This is a genomic window from Zestomonas carbonaria, from assembly GCF_904061905.1.
GTDB classification, from domain to species: domain Bacteria; phylum Pseudomonadota; class Gammaproteobacteria; order Pseudomonadales; family Pseudomonadaceae; genus Aquipseudomonas; species Aquipseudomonas carbonaria.
The window spans coordinates 8111-24562 of record NZ_CAJFCI010000096.1; the positions used below are offsets into that span (position 1 = coordinate 8111).

Sequence of the window (16452 nt, forward strand, 5' to 3'; positions counted from 1 at the left end):
GCGCCGCCACCCGGGGTCTTCCGGGTGACGTCGCCGAGCACGCCATGGGCTCGTTGCATGTCGATGTCGTTCTCCCAGCGGGCGATGGCGACGGTCGCGATGCAGTTGCCGATCAGGTTGGTCAGGGCGCGGCCGATGCCCATGAACCAGTCCACCGACAGCACCAGGACCAGCCCCGCCGCGGGAATGGCCGGCACCGCCACCAGGGTCGCCGCCAGGATGACCAGCGCGGAGCCGGGGATGCCGTGGGCGCCCTTGGAGGTGACCAGGGACACCAGCAGGATGGTCAGCAGGTCGCTCATCGCCAGCGGCGTGCCGGTCGCATGGGCGATGAACACCACGGCGAGGGTCAGGTAGATGGAGAAGCCGTCCAGGTTGAACGAGTAGCCGGTGGGGATGACCAGGCCGACGGTCGAGCTGCGGATGCCCATGTGCTCCAGCTTGCGCATCACCTGCGGCAGCACCGCGTCGGACGAGGCGGTGCCCGTCACGATCAGCAGCTCCTCGCGGAAGTAGCGGATGAACGGCAGCAGCCGGATGCCGCACAGGCGCAGGACGAGGCCCAGGACGAATATCACGAAGAAGATGCAGGTCAGGTAGAACACCACCACCAGGGTGCCCAGGTGGGCGAGGGATTCGATGCCGTACTTGCTGGTAGTGAAGGCCACCGCGCCGAACACGCCGATCGGCGCCAGGCGCACGATCATGCCCATGATGCGGAAGATCACGTGGCTGAATTCGTTGATCAGCCTGGCCACGCCGCTGGCCTGCTCGCCGACGAGGTTCAGGGCGCTGCCGAACAGCACCGAGAACAGCAGGACCTGGAGAATGTTGTTATCGGCGAAGGCGCCGATGATCGAGTTGGGGATCAGCCCCATGATGAACGCCGCCGGACCATGCATCTCCTGGGTCCGCCCGACGTAGGCCGCGGCGTCGCCGGCCGCCAGGTTGTTCAGGTCGATGTTGGCGCCTGAACCCAGGCTCATGCCATAGGCGACCACCAGGCCGAGGAGCAGGGCGATGGTGGTCAGCACCTCGAAGTAGACGACCGATTTCAGACCGATGCGCCCGACCTTCTTCAGGTCGCCGGCGCCGGATATCCCGTTGACCACAACGCAGAACACGATCAGCGCGATCAGCATCTTGATCAACTTGATGAAGCCGTCGCCGAGCGGTTTCAGCTCGAGGGACAGTTCGGGAAGGCCGACGCCGCACAGCACGCCAATCACGAGGCCGATGACGACTTGCAGGAAGATCGAGCGGGTGAGGAATCTGATGAGCATTGAGGAGTCTCCAAGCGGCGCATTCGGCCAGTCACCCCTGGGCAGGGTGCGATGGATGAACGCTTAATTGTTCTGGTATTACCGGTCTGACCAGTTCAGGCTATGCCCAACCAGTCGGACCTGGCAAGTCCTTCTCATGCCCGTCGGAAAAAACGGCGACGAACGGAATCGGCGATGCGCGATCGAGGAAAGCCTCGTCCCGTGGCCCGGGGCTGTGCGCAGTGGGTGCGTGGGCGGCGGTGCGGATTTCTTCGTTGGAGAAGTGCGGGTTTTGTCCCGCTCATCCGTCTTGTATTGGGAAGGGCCTGCTTCCGGGTCCAGCGAATCCCCGACCTGAAAAGGAGTTTCCGATGTTCCGAACCCCGTACCGTTCCGCGATTCTCGGCCTGAGCCTGTTCGGTGGCCTGTGTGTCACCCAGGCCGCGTTCGCCGACTACCTGTGGCTCGAACGCAGCGGCGCGTCGGTGCAGGCCCGTCTCAGCGAGTTCCAGCCGAGCGAACACCTCGCCCTGGGCAAGCTGCTCGAGCCGCAACTGCTGCTCGCCGACGGCAAGAGCACGCCGCTGGCGGTCGCTGGCGATGCCTTGCGGGTGGAAGGTGGCGGCGCGGGCGACCTGCGGGTGACGGCCAAGCATGCCGAGGGCTCGAAGCTGACGATCTACGAGGCCAGGGAAGGGCGCCACGAAACCCGCGCGGCGAACGACCTGGAACTGGTGCCCACCACGCCGGACGGCAACACCTTCAAGCTGCACTGGAAAGGCACGGTGGTGGCCGCTTCGCAGGTCAACGTCTACACGTCCGAGCAATGGTCTCGAACGCTCAAGCCGGCCGCCGACGGCAGCGTGACCCTGGACACACCGTTCCCCGCCCGCTACGTGCTGGAAGTGGCCGCCGAGATCAACGGCGCCGCCACGGTGGATGGCAAGCGCTACGACAGAGTGACGCACGTCGCCACGCTGTCGTTCGAGGTGAAGTGATAGGTCGTTGTGTGGGCCGTGGGAAAGCCGGGCTATGGGGCCGTAGGGTGTGCTGCGCGCACCGTTTACCCGGGATCACGCACGGCGTTCCGCCGGGAGAGATCGGCGCCGCTTCCTGGTCGGTGCGCGCGGCGCACCCTACGGTAGTCGGTTGGTGGTGGGGAGTTGTGCAGGGCTGTAGTCCGCCCCTCACCCCCGGCCCCTCTCCCGAAGGGAGAGGAGAGTGTATGGAACCGGCCTTCACGCCATGAGCCGAGCGCAGCACCGAGTAGCTCCTCTCCCACAGGGAGAGGAGAGTGTATGGAACCGACCTTCACGCCATGAGCCGAGCGCGGCACCGGATAGCTCCTCTCCCACAGGGAGAGGAGAGTGTATGGAACCGACCTTCACGCCATGAGCCGAGCGCAGCACCGAGTAGCTCCTCTCCCACAGGGAGAGGAGAGTGTATGGAGCCGACCTTCACCTCATGAGTTGACCGCAGCACCGGATAGCTCCTCTCCCACAGGGAGAGGAGAGTGTATGGAGCCGACCTTCACGTCATGAGTTGACCGCAGCACCGGATAGCTCCCTCTCCCTTCGGGAGAGGGTTGGGGTGAGGGGCGGAGTCATCAAGCAACTTCGTTGTACTGCTTGACTCTTCGACCCGAAAGGTACAGCCCCCGACGCACTCTAACCAGCCTAGGCCCCCGGCACCCCCACCTGGTTCGCCTGTTCGGCAGCCTCGATCAGGTCGGCGCCGATCTCGTCTTCGAATTTCTTCCACACCGGGCGCATGGCGTCGCGCCACTTGGCGCGCTGTTCCGGTGTCAGCGGGATGATCTCGGTGGTGCCGGCCTCGACGATGGTCTGGCGCGAGCGTTCGTTCAATTCGGCGGCTTGGCGGTTGACCTCGACGGAAACCTCGGCGAGCACTGCGTCCAGCTCGGTGCGGATGTCGGTGGGCAGGCCGTTCCAGAACTTGGTGTTGGTGATCACCATGTAGTCGATCAGGCCGTGGTCGGAGGCGGTCATGTACTTCTGCACCTCATGCACCTTCTGGCTCTCGTAGTTCGACCAGGTGTTCTCGGTGCCGTTGACCACGCCGGTCTGCAGGCCCTGGTAGACCTCGGCGAAGCTCATCTTGCGCGGTGCGGCGCGCAGCGCCTTGAACTGCTCGTCGAGCACGGCGGAGGATTGCACGCGGAACTTCAGGCCACGGGCGTCCTTGGGCTCGTACAGCGGTTTGTTGGAGGAAAGCTGCTTCATGCCGTTGTGCCAATAGGCCAGGCCGGTGATGCCCTTGCTCTCCATGGACTTGAGTAGCGCCTGGCCCTGCGGCCCCTGCTGGAAGCGGTCGACCGCCGCCATGTCGTCGAACAGGAAGGGCAGGTCGAAGATCTGGATGGCCTTGGCGTAGTGCTCGAACTTGGCCAGGGAGGGCGCCAGCATGTGCACGTCGCCGAGCATCAGGGCCTCCATTTCCTTGCCGTCGCCGAACAGCGAGGAGTTCGGGTAGACCTCGACCCTGACCTTACCGGGCAGGCGTTCCTCGGCCATCTTCTTGAACAGCAGCGCGCCCTGGCCCTTGGGCGTGTGCTCGGCCACCACGTGGGCGAACTTGATGATGATGGGCGATTCGTCTGCCTGGATCAGGCCGGCGAACGACAGGGCGGCGGCGCAGGCGAGCGCCTTGGCGGTGAGCTTGAGCATGGTGATACCTCATTGTTCTTGTAGGTTGGTATGGGAGGGGTGAAGCGGTTGTTCTCAGGGAGGGGAGTCGCCGGCCCTTTGCAGCAGACGGCGGGCGCGGCCGAGCACCGGGGCGTCGACCATCTGGCCGTCGACCACGAACACGCCTTCGCCGCCGCTGGCGGCCGCCATCACGCGCCTGGCCCAGGCCAGTTCCTCGGTGCCCGGCATCATGGCCTGGTGCACCACGTCCACCTGGCTGGGGTGGATGCACAGCAGGCCGCCGAAGCCCATGTCGCGGGCATCCTGGGCCGAGCGGGCAAGGCCGTCGCGGTCGGCGATGGCGGGGAACACGCTGTCCAGCGGCGCGGCCAGGCCGGCCGTGCGCGAGTGCAGCAGGAGGGTATAGCGCGCCTGGTCGAGGATGCGTTCGGCCGCCGCGCTACCGCTGCTCAGGCCCAGGTCCAGGCCCAGGTCGAGGCCGCCGAAGGACAGGCGTTCGACTCCCGGCGCCCGAGCGATGGACGGCAGCTCCAGCAGGCCCTGGGCGCTCTCGACGATCGGCCATACCGGCTTGCCGCAGGCGGCCACGTGGGCGACTTGCGCGGCGCTTTCCACCTTGGGCAACAGCACCCCGGCGACGCCGGCCTGGGCGGCGCACAGGGCGATGTCGGCATCGTGCCCGGCATGTCCCGGCGCGTTGATGCGCACCAGCAGACGGGCATCGGGATTGGCGCCGAGGAAGGCCGCGAGGTTGGCGCGCGCCTCGGTCTTGAGGCTTTCCTGCACGGCGTCCTCGAGGTCGACGATGACCGCGTCGGCGCCACTGGCCAGGGCCTTGGGAATGCGTTCCGGGCGGCTCGCCGGGACGAACAGGGCGGAGCGGATGATCGGTTTGTTCATGATCTGTCCTTCGTTGAATGCAGGCATTCGCAGGGTGGATCGGGGCGCGTGGCTGGCGAACCGCCTGGGTGGACGGGAAAAGCGTCGTCCACCCTACGGGGGCAGGTTCAGACCGTGCCTTGCTCGTGCAGGCGCTGGATATCGGTCGGGGCGTAGCCCAGTTCGGCGAGCAGGCTGTCGGTGTGCTGGCCGAGGTCGGGAACCGGGTCCATGCGCGGCTCGAAGGCGGTGTTGCGGCCTGGCGGCAGCAGCGCCGGCAACGGCCCGGCCGGGCTGCCCACCTCGCTCCAGCGCTGGCGGGCCTTGAGCTGCGGATGGGCCCAGACGCCGGCCATGTCGTTGACCTGGGCATTGGCGATCTGCGCCAGTTCCAGGCGTTCGATCACCTGCCCGGCGCTCATCCGCGAGAAGGCCTCGACGATCAGCGCACGCAGCTCGGTGCGATTGGCCGAGCGCTTGGAATTGGCCGAGAAGCGCTCATTGCCGGCCAGCTCCGGCTGTTCCAGCACCTTGTCGCAGAACACCTGCCACTCCCGTTCGTTCTGCAGGCCGAGCATCACCGTGCCGCCATCCCCGGTGGGGAAGGGGCCGTAGGGGTAGATGGTCGAGTGCGCGGCGCCGGCCCGTGGCGGCGGCGGGGCGCCGTCGTAGGCGTAGTACAGCGGGTAGCCCATCCACTCGACCAGGCTTTCCAGCATCGACACATCGACGCGGCTGCCTTCGCCGGTCTTGTCGCGCAGCATCAGCGCCGACAGCACGCCGGTGTAGGCGTACATGCCGGCGGCGATGTCGGCGATGGAGCAGCCGGCCTTGGCCAACTGGTCGTCGCCCGGCCCGCCGGTGACCGACAGGAAGCCGCCTTCGCTCTGGATCAGCAGGTCGTAGGCCTTCTTCTGCTCGTAGGGGCCGCCCTCGCCATAGCCGGAGATGTCGCAGACGATCAGCCGGGGGAAGCGCGCATGCAGCGCCTCGAAGGACAGCCCCATGCGCGCCGCCGCGCCGGGCGCCAGGTTCTGCACCAGCACGTCGGCCTGCTCCAGCAGGGCGAACAGGATATCGTCGGCGCCGTCCCGCTTGAGGTCGAGGGTCAGGCTTTCCTTGGAGCGGTTGGTCCACACGAAGTGCGAGGCCAGGCCCTTGACCCGTTCGTCGTAGCCACGGGCGAAGTCGCCCGAGCCGGGGCGCTCGACCTTGATCACCCGCGCGCCCAGGTCCGCCAGTTGGCGGGTGCAGAAGGGCGCGGCGATGGCGTGTTCCAGGCTGACCACGGTGATGCCGTCGAGGGGGCGGGGGGATTGTGCGTTCATTGCATGTCCTCGGTTCTTGGGCATGGCTCTACAGCTCGACACTGGCCGCGTCGCGCAGCGACCAGGCCCTGGCGATCAACCGGTCTGCGCCGGGCGTGGCGGAGAAGTCCAGCAGGCGGCGGAACTTGTCCTCCAGCTCGGCGCGGTTCAGGCCGTTGCCGGGGTCGCCCTTGGGCTCGTCGATGGCGCCGCGCAGGGTGCGTCCATCGACGCTGCGCACCTCGACCCGGCCCAACCAGCGCGCCGGGTAGGCGGCGTCCACCTCGGCATCGAGCCGCATGCTCACCTTGTCGCGCAGGGCCGCCACGTCCGGGTCGTTCAGCGCCAGTTCGTGGAATTCGGTCAGCCCGGCCTTGCCGTGCACGGCGATCAGGCCCAGCACCGTGCCCATGGAGAACTTGGCCTGGTGCACGGTGTGCGGCACCAGCACTCGGCCGAGCACGTCGATGGCGCCCTGGTGCACGTGGGTGGTGATGGCGGCGATGTCCTGGTGCTCCAGCCCTTCCCGCCGCATCAGTTCCAGCAGCGCATCGGCGGCCGGGTGGGTGTGGCGGCAGGAGGCGTGGAACTTGAAGGAGGTTTCCAGCAGCGCCCAGCGGCTGCCGAGACGGTCGGACAGGCATTCCGGGCGGGCGTCGCTGGACATGCCGGCGGCCATGCCCTGTTCGCCTTCGAGGATGTTCTTCGCCCCGCTCAGGCCCTCGGCGGTCAGGTAGGCGGCGAGCAGGCCGTCGGCGGCGGCCTTGGCGGTGTGCAGTTGCTTGGAGTCGGCGGCGTCGCGGAGGAATTCCCAGAGCCCGGCGGCCTGGGTGCCGGCGCTGCCCAGGCAGTCGACGAAGCGCGGGGTGTCGAAGTCCAGCAGCTTGCCGACCGCCACGGCGGCGGCCAGGGTGCCGACGGTCGCGGTGGTGTGGAAGATGCGGTAGTGGGAGCGGCCGAGGAATTCGCCGATGCGGATGCCCGCCTCGTAGCCGGCGACGCAGGCGAGGAGCAGTTCGCGGCCCGATTTGCCGAGGTCCTGGGCCGCCGCCAGCGCCGCCGGGAAGACCACGGTGGCGGGGTGCAGTACCGAGCTGTTGTGCAGGTCGTCCTGCTCCACCAGGTGCGAGCTGGCGGCGTTGACCAGCGCGGCGAAGTACGCGGAGCTGCGCGAACCGTTGACGAGCACCTGGCTGGGGCCGTCGGCCGGGCCCATCTTCCTGGCGTAGCGCTCGAACAGCGGGATCGGGTGCAGGCCACGGCTGGCCAGGGCCGAGCCCAGCCAGTCGAGGAACAGTTCTTCGGTGCGCGCCAGGACCGGCTCGGGCAGGTGCTCGTAGCGCAGTCCGGCGAGGAATTCGGCCAGGGCCTGGGTATGGGTCATGGTCGGCTCCTTCAGAAGCTGCGCGGCAGGTCGAGCAGGTGCTCGGCCACGTAGCTGAGGATCAGGTTGGTGGAGATCGGCGCCACCTGGTACAGGCGGGTCTCGCGGAACTTGCGCTCGACGTCGTATTCGCAGGCGAAGCCGAAACCGCCGTGGGTTTGCAGGCAGGCGTTGGCCGCTTCCCAGGACGCCTTGGCGGCCAGGTACTTGGCCATGTTGGCGCTGGCGCCGGCGTTCAGCCCGGCGTCGTATTCCTGGCAGGCGCGCCAGCGCATCAGGTCGGCCGCCTCGATCTCGATGTGCGCCTCGGCGATGGGGAACTGCACGCCCTGGTTCTGGCCGATGGGGCGGCCGAACACCACGCGGTCGCGGGCGTACTGGCTGGCCTTCTCGACGAACCAGCGGCCGTCGCCGATGCATTCGGCGGCGATCAGCGTGCGCTCGGCGTTGAGGCCGTCGAGGATGTAGCGGAAGCCCTTGCCTTCCTCGCCGATCAGGTTTTCGGCGGGAATCTCCAGGTTGTCGAAGAACAGTTCGTTGGTCTCGTGGTTGACCATGTTGGCGATCGGCTGGACGGTCAGGCCGTTGCCGATGGCCTCGCGCAGGTCGACCAGGAAGATCGACATGCCCTCGGACTTGCGCTGCACCTCGGCCAGCGGGGTGGTGCGTGCCAGCAGGATCATCAGGTCGGAATGCTGGATGCGCGAGATCCACACCTTCTGGCCGTTGATCACGTACTTGTCGCCCTTGCGCACGGCGGTGGTCTTGATCTTGGTGGTGTCGGTGCCGGTGGTCGGCTCGGTCACGCCCATCGATTGCAGGCGCAGCTCGCCAGCGGCGATCTTCGGCAGGTAGTGGCTCTTCTGCGCCTCGCTGCCGTTACGCAGCAGGGTGAACATGTTGTACATCTGGCCATGCACGGTGCCGGAGTTGCCGCCGCAGCGGTTCACTTCCTCGAGGATCACCGAGGCCTCGGCCAGGCCCAGGCCGGAACCGCCGTATTCGGTGGGGATCATCGCCGCCAGCCAGCCGGCCTTGGTCAGCGCATCGACGAAGGCTTCCGGGAAGCCTTTTTCCTCATCGACCTTGCGCCAGTAGGCGGCATCGAATTCGGCACAGAGGGCGCGCACGCCTTCGCGGATGGTATTCAGTTCTTCATTGTCGTTCGGGTTCATCTGTCTTCCTCGACGCTTGCTCTTGCGGGAGCCGGCTCGTTGCGGGCCGGCGTCCTGGCGATGCTGTTCGGGTTGCCGGCGATCGCCAGCAGGCTGGCTCCTACAGTTCGTGACCCGGATTGCAGCCGGGTCAGGTTTTCGTTCAGTCGAATTCCACTTCGCCGCGCTGGGCCAGGCCGGCATGGTCGCCGGCCCAGAGTTCGGCGCGGCCGGGGGCGACGATGCGTCCGCCGACTTCGAAGGGCTGCGGCGCGATCAGCGGGCGCAGGCCGCGATAGGCGAAGCGGCGCAGTCGGGCGGCGGGGTTGGCGCGGCAGAAGGCGCGCAGGGCCAGGGTGGCGATCAGCGGGCCATGCACCACCAGGCCGCCATAGCCTTCGGTCTCGGTGACGTAGGGCCAGTCGTAGTGGATGCGGTGGCCGTTGAAGGTCACCGCCGAATAGCGGAACAGCAGGGTGGGGGTGGGCGTCACCGCTTCGCGCCAGTCGCCGGCGATCAGCGGTTCGCCGCTGCCGGTCTTGGGTGGGCTGGGTTCTCGGTAGACGATGTCCTGTTCTTCGCGGATGGCCAGGCGACCGTCCTGGCTGTAGTCGTGCTGCACGGTGACGAACAGCAGCGAGCCGGTGCGGCCATGCTTTTCCTCGATGTGCCTGATGGTGGAGACCCGGCTGGCCTCGCCGCCGACCCGCAGCGGCTCGAAGAACTCCAGGCGCCCGCCGGCCCACATGCGGTTGCGGTCGTGGGCCGGTGGCAGGAAGCCGCCACGGGCCGGGTGGCCATCCTCGCCCAGGCCGCTTTCCGCGACCGGCTCCTGGAAGAACGCCCACTGCCACAGCGGCGGCAGGGGCGTGCCGGGCTCCGGGGTGGCTTCGCCCAGGGTGGCGGCGATGCGGCTCACCAGGTTGCGGCTGAGTTGGTCGTGGGATGCTTCGGTGCGCCCGATCCAGGCGGAGAAAGCGGAGTCAGTCATGGCCAGGGTTCCAACTTGCTGTCTTGTTCGAGCAAGGTTGCAAGGCGGCTGGCGTTCTGTGAATCTGCAAATCTGTAAGCCGGCGTTCGGCTATTCAGAACGCTAGCCTAGGTTACGACCGGAGGTTTCCCTGTGCCTGGCAGGCGGCGAGCAGGAAGGCGAGCGGCAGCGGGTATAGGGTACGGATCATCAAGGCACCCTCACTGGCGCAGGGGCGTGCTTTGCTGGATCGCACAGCGGAAGCTGGTGGACATGCCGCCCTCATTAGGATCGCTGTGGTGGCGCCAGGCAGTCATGGCCAGGTCCCGGGACGAGTAGGCGTCACTGCCGCGGATCACCTTGTACGTGCCGGTCTCCGGTCCCTGGGGGTTGTCCACCGGCGAGTGCTCGTAGTAGTCGGCGGCATACCAGTCGTTGACCCAGGAGGCCACATTGGCCCCCATTTCGTAGAGCCCCAGGGGGTTGGGCGGAAAGCTGCCGACAGGCTGAATACGGCTCTTGTCGTTGATATTACGTCCTTCATTGATACTGCCGTTGTCGGTGGCGTAGACCACGTAGCGGCCGCGCGAGCGGGCGGCGTACTCGTACTGCGCCTCGGTGGGCAGGTCCACCGGCAGGCCGCTCAGTTCCCCCAGCCACAGGCAGTAGCCCTTGGCATCCTGCCACTTCTCGGTGGAGGTGGGCAGGTCGGGGAGGTAGGCGTTGGAGACTCTGAGCCGGCGTGGACGGGTCATGCCCTTGGCGCGATCTTCCTCGGTCAGTTCGGCATCGTAGAGGGGAAGGCCGTTCAGCCGCCGGTAGCGATCGTTCTCGCCATAGGTGGTGTGGTACTTGGAGAGATAGAAGCTGTCCAGGCGGACCTTGTGCAGGGGGATGGTGTCCGCCTTGTAGGTGATCTTGAACAACTCCTCCCTGGGTTGGCCGCAGGGCCATTCGCACATGTTGGTCCAGTCGTAGCCGTCGATCCAGCCGAAGTCGCCCATCTCGAAGGTGCCGCCCTCGACGAAGAGCATATTGTCGATGGCGGTGAGCACCTGTTGCAGCAGGGCTTTCCGTTCGTCCTCGGGCTGCTCGGGGTAGCGCTGGTCGATGCGCTGCTGGATGGCGAGGACCTGGTCGCGGCCCAGGGACTGGCTGGGCGGCACGGCGGCCTGGCAGGCGGCGAGCAGGAAGGCGAGCGGCAGCAGGTATAGGGTACGGATCATCAAGGCACCCTCACTGGCTCAGGGGCGTGCTTTGCTGGATCGCACAGCGGAAGCTGATGGACATGCCGCCCTCATTAGGATCGCTGTGGTGGCGCCAGGTAGTCATGGCCAGGTCCCGGGACGAGTAGGCGTCACTGCCGCGGATCACCTTGTACGTGCCGGTCTCCGGCCCCTGGGGGTTGTCCACCGGCAGGCCGCTCAGTTCACCCAGCCACAGGCAGTAGCCCTTGGCGTCCTGCCACTTCTCGGTGGAGGTGGGCAGGTCGGGGAGGTAGGCGTTGGGGACTCTGAGCCGGCGTGGACGGGTCATGCCCTTGGCGCGATCTTCCTCGGTCAGTTCGGCATCGTAGAGGGGAAGATCGTTCAGCCGCCGGTAGCGATCGTTCTCGCCATAGGTGGTGTGGTATTTGGAGAGATAGAAGCTGTCCAGGCGGACCTTGTGCAGGGGGATGGTGTCCGCTTCGTAGGTGATCTTGAACAGCTCCTCCCTGGGTTGGCCGCAGGGCCATTCGCACATGTTGGTCCAGTCGTAGCCGTCGATCCAGCCGAAGTCGCCCATCTCGAAGGTGCCGCCCTCGACGAAGAGCATATTGTCGATGGCGGTGAGCACCTGTTGCAGCAGGGCTTTCCGTTCGTCCTCGGGCTGCTCGGGGTAGCGCTGGTCGATGCGCTGCTGGATGGCAAGGACCTGGTCGCGGCCCAGGGACTGGCTGGGTGGCACGGCGGCCTGGCAGGCGGCGAGCAGGAAGGCGAGCGGCAGCAGGTATAGGGTACGGATCATCAAGGCACCCTCACTGGCGCAGGGGCGTGCTTTGCTGGATCGCACAGCGGATGCTGGTGGTACTGCCACCTTCATTGGGATCGCTGTGGTGGCGCCAGGTAGTCATGGCCAGGTCCCGGGACGAGTAGGCGTCACTGCCGCGGATCACCTTGTACGTGCCGGTCTCCGGCCCCTGGGGGTTGTCCACCGGCGAGTGCTCGTAGTAGTCGGCGGCATACCAGTCGTTGACCCAGGAGGCCACATTGGCCCCCATTTCGTAGAGCCCCAGGGGGTTGGGCGGAAAGCTGCCGACAGGCTGAATACGGCTCTTGTCGTTGATATTACGTCCTTCATTGATACTGCCGTTGTCGGTGGCGTAGACCACGTAGCGGCCGCGCGAGCGGGCGGCGTACTCGTATTGCGCCTCGGTGGGCAGGTCCACCGGCAGGCCGCTCAGTTCTCCCAGCCACAGGCAGTAGCCCTTGGCGTCCTGCCATCCATTGGTACCGGCGGGCAGGTCGGGGAGGAATGCCTTGGGGTCACTGAGGCGCCGTGGCCGGAGCAGGCCGACCTTACGCTGCAATTCGGATAGCTCTGAGCCATAGAGTGGAATGCCATTCAGCCGCCGGTAGCGATCGTTCTCGCCATAGGTGGTGTGGTATTTGGAGAGATAGAAGCTGTCCAGGCGGACCTTGTGCAGGGGGATGGTGTCCGCCTTGTAGGTGATCTTGAACAACTCCTCCCTGGGTTGGCCGCAGGGCCATTCGCACATGTTGGTCCAGTCGTAGCCGTCGATCCAGCCGAAGTCGCCCATCTCGAAGGTGCCGCCCTCGACGAAGAGCATATTGTCGATGGCGGTGAGCACCTGTTGCAGCAGGGCTTTCCGTTCGTCCTCGGGCTGCTCGGGGTAGCGCTGGTCGATGCGCTGCTGGATGGCGAGGACCTGGTCGCGGCCGAGGGACTGGCTGGGCGGCACGGCGGCCTGGCAGGCGGCGAGCAGGAAGGCGAGCGGCAGCAGGTGCAGGGGGCGGGTCATGGGGGCTCCTGTGGAATGGTCGTCAGGCATAGCGGCTGTCGTCGCCGTAGGTGTGGCGCCACGTCTGGCGGGCGATCTGCAACTGGTCGCTTTTGTCGTGGAGGACGCGGTTCCAGGGATTGCCGGCGAGGCGCTGGCCAGGGTGGAGGCGGACCTGCGAGCCGAGCTGGCGGATCCAGCCCTCGAACTGCTGGAGCTGGGGCCTGGTCAGGAACTTGCGAAGGCAGTCCAGGCTCTCGCGGGCGCTGACGATCTCGGCGTCCGGGTGCATGCGTTCCAGGGTGAGGTAGAACTGCCGCCAGGAGCCGATGTGCCCCAGCAGCTCGATGATCGCTTCTTCCCAGAGGGTGGAATGCGGGCTGCCCAGGTAGCGGTCGTTGAGCAGGAACAGGGTGGGGCCGAGCACCTCAGGCGGCAGCTCGCCGAGGGACAGGTGCAGGCTGTGGCCGGCCAGGCCGCCGTGGTTGAGGATATTGTTGGCCAGTTCGGTGGTGGCCTCGATCCTGGCCTCTCGGTTGTTCCACCACTCCTGTATCGCGGCCGCTCCCAGCCGGATGGCTTGTACGAGCAGTGGTTGCCTGGGGGCGCACAGGGCACGTAGGACGCTCCGGTAGAAAAACTGGAAGGCCAGTTTGTCGATGTACAGCAGGTGGTGGAAATCCACCTGGCTGAGCTGGCGGTAGACCACCACCACCAGGTCGGCGGCCCTGTCGAGGTCCACCATGGCGGCGAAGCCGCCGCTGGCGCCGGGGCCCCAGACCAGTCGTGCTTTCATGTGAAAGTGCAGTTCATTTCGTGCCAGTCTGATTTGAAAGTCGCCTCCGATGCCCGCGCCCAGGGCCAGGTTGCCTTCGACGCCCACGCTCAGCAGGGCGCTCCAGTCCGCGCCGTCGCGATGCTGGTCCTCCGGGTGCATCCACTCCAGCGCGCCGGTGAGGCTGCCGCCGGCCTGGGCACCGCCGAACAGGTCGCCCTTGAGGGTCACCGCGCCTCCGCGCCGGGCATCCAGGTGTGGTGGGGAGAGCAGGGCGCTGGCACCGGAAGGCGCGTCTTTCCATTTCGTGGTGGTGCTCGCTTCGCCGCTGGCCGTGACGCCGACGAAACAGCTCAGTTCCGCCACCGCTCGCAGGCGGAAAGCGCCGAAGCGGTGGTAGACGCGTTCGCCGTTGGCGTTGAGGTAGTCGAAGTAGCAGTCCAGTCCGCGCTGGCTGGGGATGTGGAGGGCCGCGCCGACCTTGCCTTCGGCCAGGGCGAAACTGGCCTGGCCCCTGACGCCCAGGCTGATCCGCCCCTGCTGCGGGTCGAAGCCGGAAAAGCCGGCGCTGGCCTGGGCGGCGAAACGCAGCAGGTGCCCTTCGGCGTCCAGGGCATAGGGGGCGTCGAGGTCGCCGAAGTGCCAGCTCAGCTCCCGGTGCAGGGTGTTGAGCAGGTTGTCCTCGGGGCTGGTCCAGCTCGTGAGCCTGGCTTCGAGCTGGCTCAGGGGTTTGGCCCGGGCTTCGTTCGAACCGCGCGCGATCTGCTCGCGGATGTCCTGGAGCATCCGCAGGCCGCGTTGCTTGAGTTCCTGGGCGGTGAGCGGGCGATTGGCCCGCAGGTGGCCGCAGTTCACGATGAGCGCCTGGCCGCGCAGTTCGTCGTAATAGCGCCGGCGGATGTAATAGCGCCGATCGGGGCGGCCCAGGAAGGTGATTTCGGTGACGCCGTTGCCGCTTCTCGTCTGGATGTACCCCGCGCTGGCGCCGGTACGGGCGCCGTGCTGGCCGGTCTCGGGGCGGGTGTCCGTGGCGATGGGCGAGGCTTCCTGGGCGCGTGCGGCGAGCCTGGTCTCCAGGGCGGCGATCTCGGTGTCCAGCGTGCGGGTCATCCGCGCGGAGATGTGGCAGCTCAGGTCGTCGCTCCACCACCCGCACAGGTCCTGGAACTGGCTGCGCTGCTTCTTCAGGTCGCCCAGGCGTCCCTGGATGTCCTGTTCGGTTTCCAGGCGGATTTCCTCGGGGCCCGTTCGTTGCGTGGTGGGGACGAACGACAGCAGGCCGGCTTCTCCGGCTTCCCGCATCCAGCGGTACTGGACACAGGCGAGGCAGGCGCAGCCCTCGCGTCCCGCCTCGCCGTCGGCCTGGCAGGGGCTGTCGTCCGGCGCGTCGGCGATGAGTTGCCGGAACTTCTCCATCAGCCGGTCGACGAAGTCGGTTTCCTTGCGAAGCATCTCGGCCGCGCGTTCGGTGAGCACGAGGAACTCGTCGCCCGCGCCGGTGACGTGGGCGACCTCGACCACCTTTTCCTGGCAGCGTGGCGTCGGCATCGAACGACTTTCGTCCATGCGTTCCGCGAACATCGGAGGGGGAAGGTCGATGGTTCCGTTCATGCAATCGCTCCTTGATCGGACAGGGCTTCCAGGGTGTCGAGTTTCCCGCTGGCGGTCAGGGCGTCATCGTCGAGTAGCCGCGCAAGCCGTTCGTCATGTTGCCAGAACCGTTCGCCATGACGCAGGTTCAGGCGTATCCAGCGTTCCTGGTGGTCCAGGCGGGTAAGGCCCATGGTGTTGCCGAACACCAGGGCGTTGTAGATGAACAGGTAGCGATCCAGGGGGTCCTGGGTAAGGTAGTCGCGGTAAGCATTGGCGAGGAAGGCGGCGACGTCCCGCTGGTGCTCGCCATCGAGATGCTCGTAGAACCCCTTGTCGAACACCAGGGGCCTGGGGGCGGCCGTGGTGTCCTCGCAGGCCCAGCGATACCAGCCCCGGACGCCACGCCAGACCAGGGCCTGGCAGGGCCCGGCAAGTGTCTTGCGCTGCCCGGCGTCCAGTACGTTCAGTAGCGCCCGCATCCAGCGCGGCTCGTACCAGCGCACCAGAAGCGGGTCGCCGTCGACGCTGGTCCCCGTCAGGCACGACCGGCAATGTTCGACCATCGCTTCCCAGGTGGTGCCCTCGGTGGGGATCAGCAGAATGCCCAGGGGGCTTTCGTCCATGCGGCGCATGATGTCGTTGAGCACCGTGCTACCCGGCCATATGCGAACCAGGTGCGGTCCGGCGCTGGCCAGTGCCTGGTGTGGCGTGCCTTGCAGGAGGGCCTCCCGCGTCCAGCCCGGACAGTGCCGTTCGCTGTACAGGCTGGAGAGCAGGGTATCGTCCAGGGCCGCATCGAGCAGTAGGTATTGCCCGGGCTGGCCGCAGTCTTCCGGCAGGGTTTCGTGCAGCTCCGGGCCGGGCAGGCGCTCAGTGGAGGTGGAGTTTGCAGCGGCCATCGGCATCGAACTCGCAGGTCTGGGGGATCGTCAGGGCTCCGGCCATGGCGGCCTGGACGTAGCTGGGCAAGGACAGTGCGGGCGGCTCCGGTATCGTCGGCGCGAGGGGGCCGGTGGCGGCCAGTCTGGTCGCGACGATGGGCGGTATTGGCCGGGGCGCCGCGCCGAGGGTGATCGGCACGCTGCTCCGGATGCCGCCGGGGTCCAACTGGATGCACTGGCCGCCAGCCTGAAGCGTCAGGCTGATACCGCCATCGATGATCAGTTCGTCCCCAGCCTGGAGATGGATGCGTCGGCCGCCGACGCTGAGCGTGTCGCCGACCTGTACGGTGCGTTTTCCGGCGACGCTGAGGCTGTCGTCCGCGAGCAGGTCGGTCATCCGGGAGCCCTGGACACGGACCTTCTTCTGCCCTTGGACCTCCGTTGCACTCTGGCCCCGGACGGTCAGGCTCCGGTCGTTGCCGATGGCGATGGTCTCGTCGTTCTCCACCCGCTCGCTGCGGTCGTGGCCGACGAAGGTGCTTTCGTCGTGGTTGACCCGGATGTTCTGGTCCTTCTG

Annotated in this window: 14 protein-coding genes; 1 reads left to right on the forward strand and 13 read right to left on the reverse strand. The window is 66.9% G+C overall.

Going from position 1 to position 16452, the window contains the following annotated elements:
• A partial coding sequence (locus tag PSEWESI4_RS24530) for a C4-dicarboxylate transporter DctA (protein WP_187673873.1) occupies window positions 1-1283 on the reverse strand: 1283 nt, incomplete at its 3' end.
• Between the two features lie 350 nt (window positions 1284-1633).
• Here PSEWESI4_RS24530 and PSEWESI4_RS24535 point away from each other — a divergent pair.
• Window positions 1634-2260, forward strand: coding sequence for a hypothetical protein (locus tag PSEWESI4_RS24535; RefSeq protein ID WP_210768873.1), 627 nt, complete (start codon window positions 1634-1636; stop codon window positions 2258-2260).
• 678 nt (window positions 2261-2938) lie between these two features.
• On the opposite strand, the gene PSEWESI4_RS24540 is transcribed toward PSEWESI4_RS24535, so the two are convergent.
• The 12 genes from PSEWESI4_RS24540 to PSEWESI4_RS24595 all read right to left on the reverse strand — a co-directional run.
• Window positions 2939-3949, reverse strand: a complete 1011-nt coding sequence (locus PSEWESI4_RS24540; protein WP_187673862.1) for a TRAP transporter substrate-binding protein — start codon at window positions 3947-3949, stop codon at window positions 2939-2941.
• A 54-nt stretch (window positions 3950-4003) separates the two neighbouring features.
• Complete coding sequence (locus tag PSEWESI4_RS24545) at window positions 4004-4831, reverse strand: HpcH/HpaI aldolase/citrate lyase family protein (protein WP_187673863.1); 828 nt, start codon at window positions 4829-4831, stop codon at window positions 4004-4006.
• A gap of 107 nt (window positions 4832-4938) precedes the next feature.
• On the reverse strand, window positions 4939-6138 hold the full coding sequence (locus PSEWESI4_RS24550; RefSeq protein ID WP_187673864.1) for a CaiB/BaiF CoA transferase family protein: 1200 nt from the start codon (window positions 6136-6138) through the stop codon (window positions 4939-4941).
• Between the two features lie 28 nt (window positions 6139-6166).
• Window positions 6167-7501 (reverse strand): MmgE/PrpD family protein, encoded by a 1335-nt coding sequence (locus PSEWESI4_RS24555; RefSeq protein WP_187673865.1) that lies wholly within the window; start codon window positions 7499-7501, stop codon window positions 6167-6169.
• An 11-nt stretch (window positions 7502-7512) separates the two neighbouring features.
• Window positions 7513-8676: an acyl-CoA dehydrogenase family protein gene (locus PSEWESI4_RS24560; protein WP_187673866.1), complete on the reverse strand. Its 1164-nt coding sequence runs from the start codon at window positions 8674-8676 to the stop codon at window positions 7513-7515.
• A 142-nt stretch (window positions 8677-8818) separates the two neighbouring features.
• On the reverse strand, window positions 8819-9646 hold the full coding sequence (locus PSEWESI4_RS24565; protein WP_187673867.1) for an FAS1-like dehydratase domain-containing protein: 828 nt from the start codon (window positions 9644-9646) through the stop codon (window positions 8819-8821).
• Window positions 9647-9846: 200 nt separating this feature from the next.
• Window positions 9847-10851, reverse strand: a complete 1005-nt coding sequence (locus PSEWESI4_RS24570) for a formylglycine-generating enzyme family protein (RefSeq protein WP_187673868.1) — start codon at window positions 10849-10851, stop codon at window positions 9847-9849.
• A gap of 10 nt (window positions 10852-10861) precedes the next feature.
• Window positions 10862-11632 carry a formylglycine-generating enzyme family protein gene (locus tag PSEWESI4_RS24575; protein WP_187673869.1) on the reverse strand — a complete coding sequence of 257 codons (771 nt, stop codon included), beginning with the start codon at window positions 11630-11632 and terminating at the stop codon, window positions 10862-10864.
• 10 nt (window positions 11633-11642) lie between these two features.
• Window positions 11643-12647, reverse strand: coding sequence for a formylglycine-generating enzyme family protein (locus tag PSEWESI4_RS24580; RefSeq protein WP_187673870.1), 1005 nt, complete (start codon window positions 12645-12647; stop codon window positions 11643-11645).
• A 22-nt stretch (window positions 12648-12669) separates the two neighbouring features.
• Entirely contained in the window at window positions 12670-15012 is a 2343-nt protein-coding gene (locus PSEWESI4_RS24585; protein ID WP_187673871.1) for a hypothetical protein, read from the reverse strand.
• Window positions 15009-15893 (reverse strand): DUF4123 domain-containing protein, encoded by an 885-nt coding sequence (locus tag PSEWESI4_RS24590; protein WP_187673872.1) that lies wholly within the window; start codon window positions 15891-15893, stop codon window positions 15009-15011. Before PSEWESI4_RS24590 ends, PSEWESI4_RS24585 begins: the two co-directional genes overlap by 4 nt.
• On the reverse strand, window positions 15865-16452 hold a 588-nt coding region (locus PSEWESI4_RS24595), incomplete at its 5' end, for a bacteriophage T4 gp5 trimerisation domain-containing protein (RefSeq protein ID WP_408004335.1). The genes PSEWESI4_RS24595 and PSEWESI4_RS24590, both read right to left, overlap by 29 nt.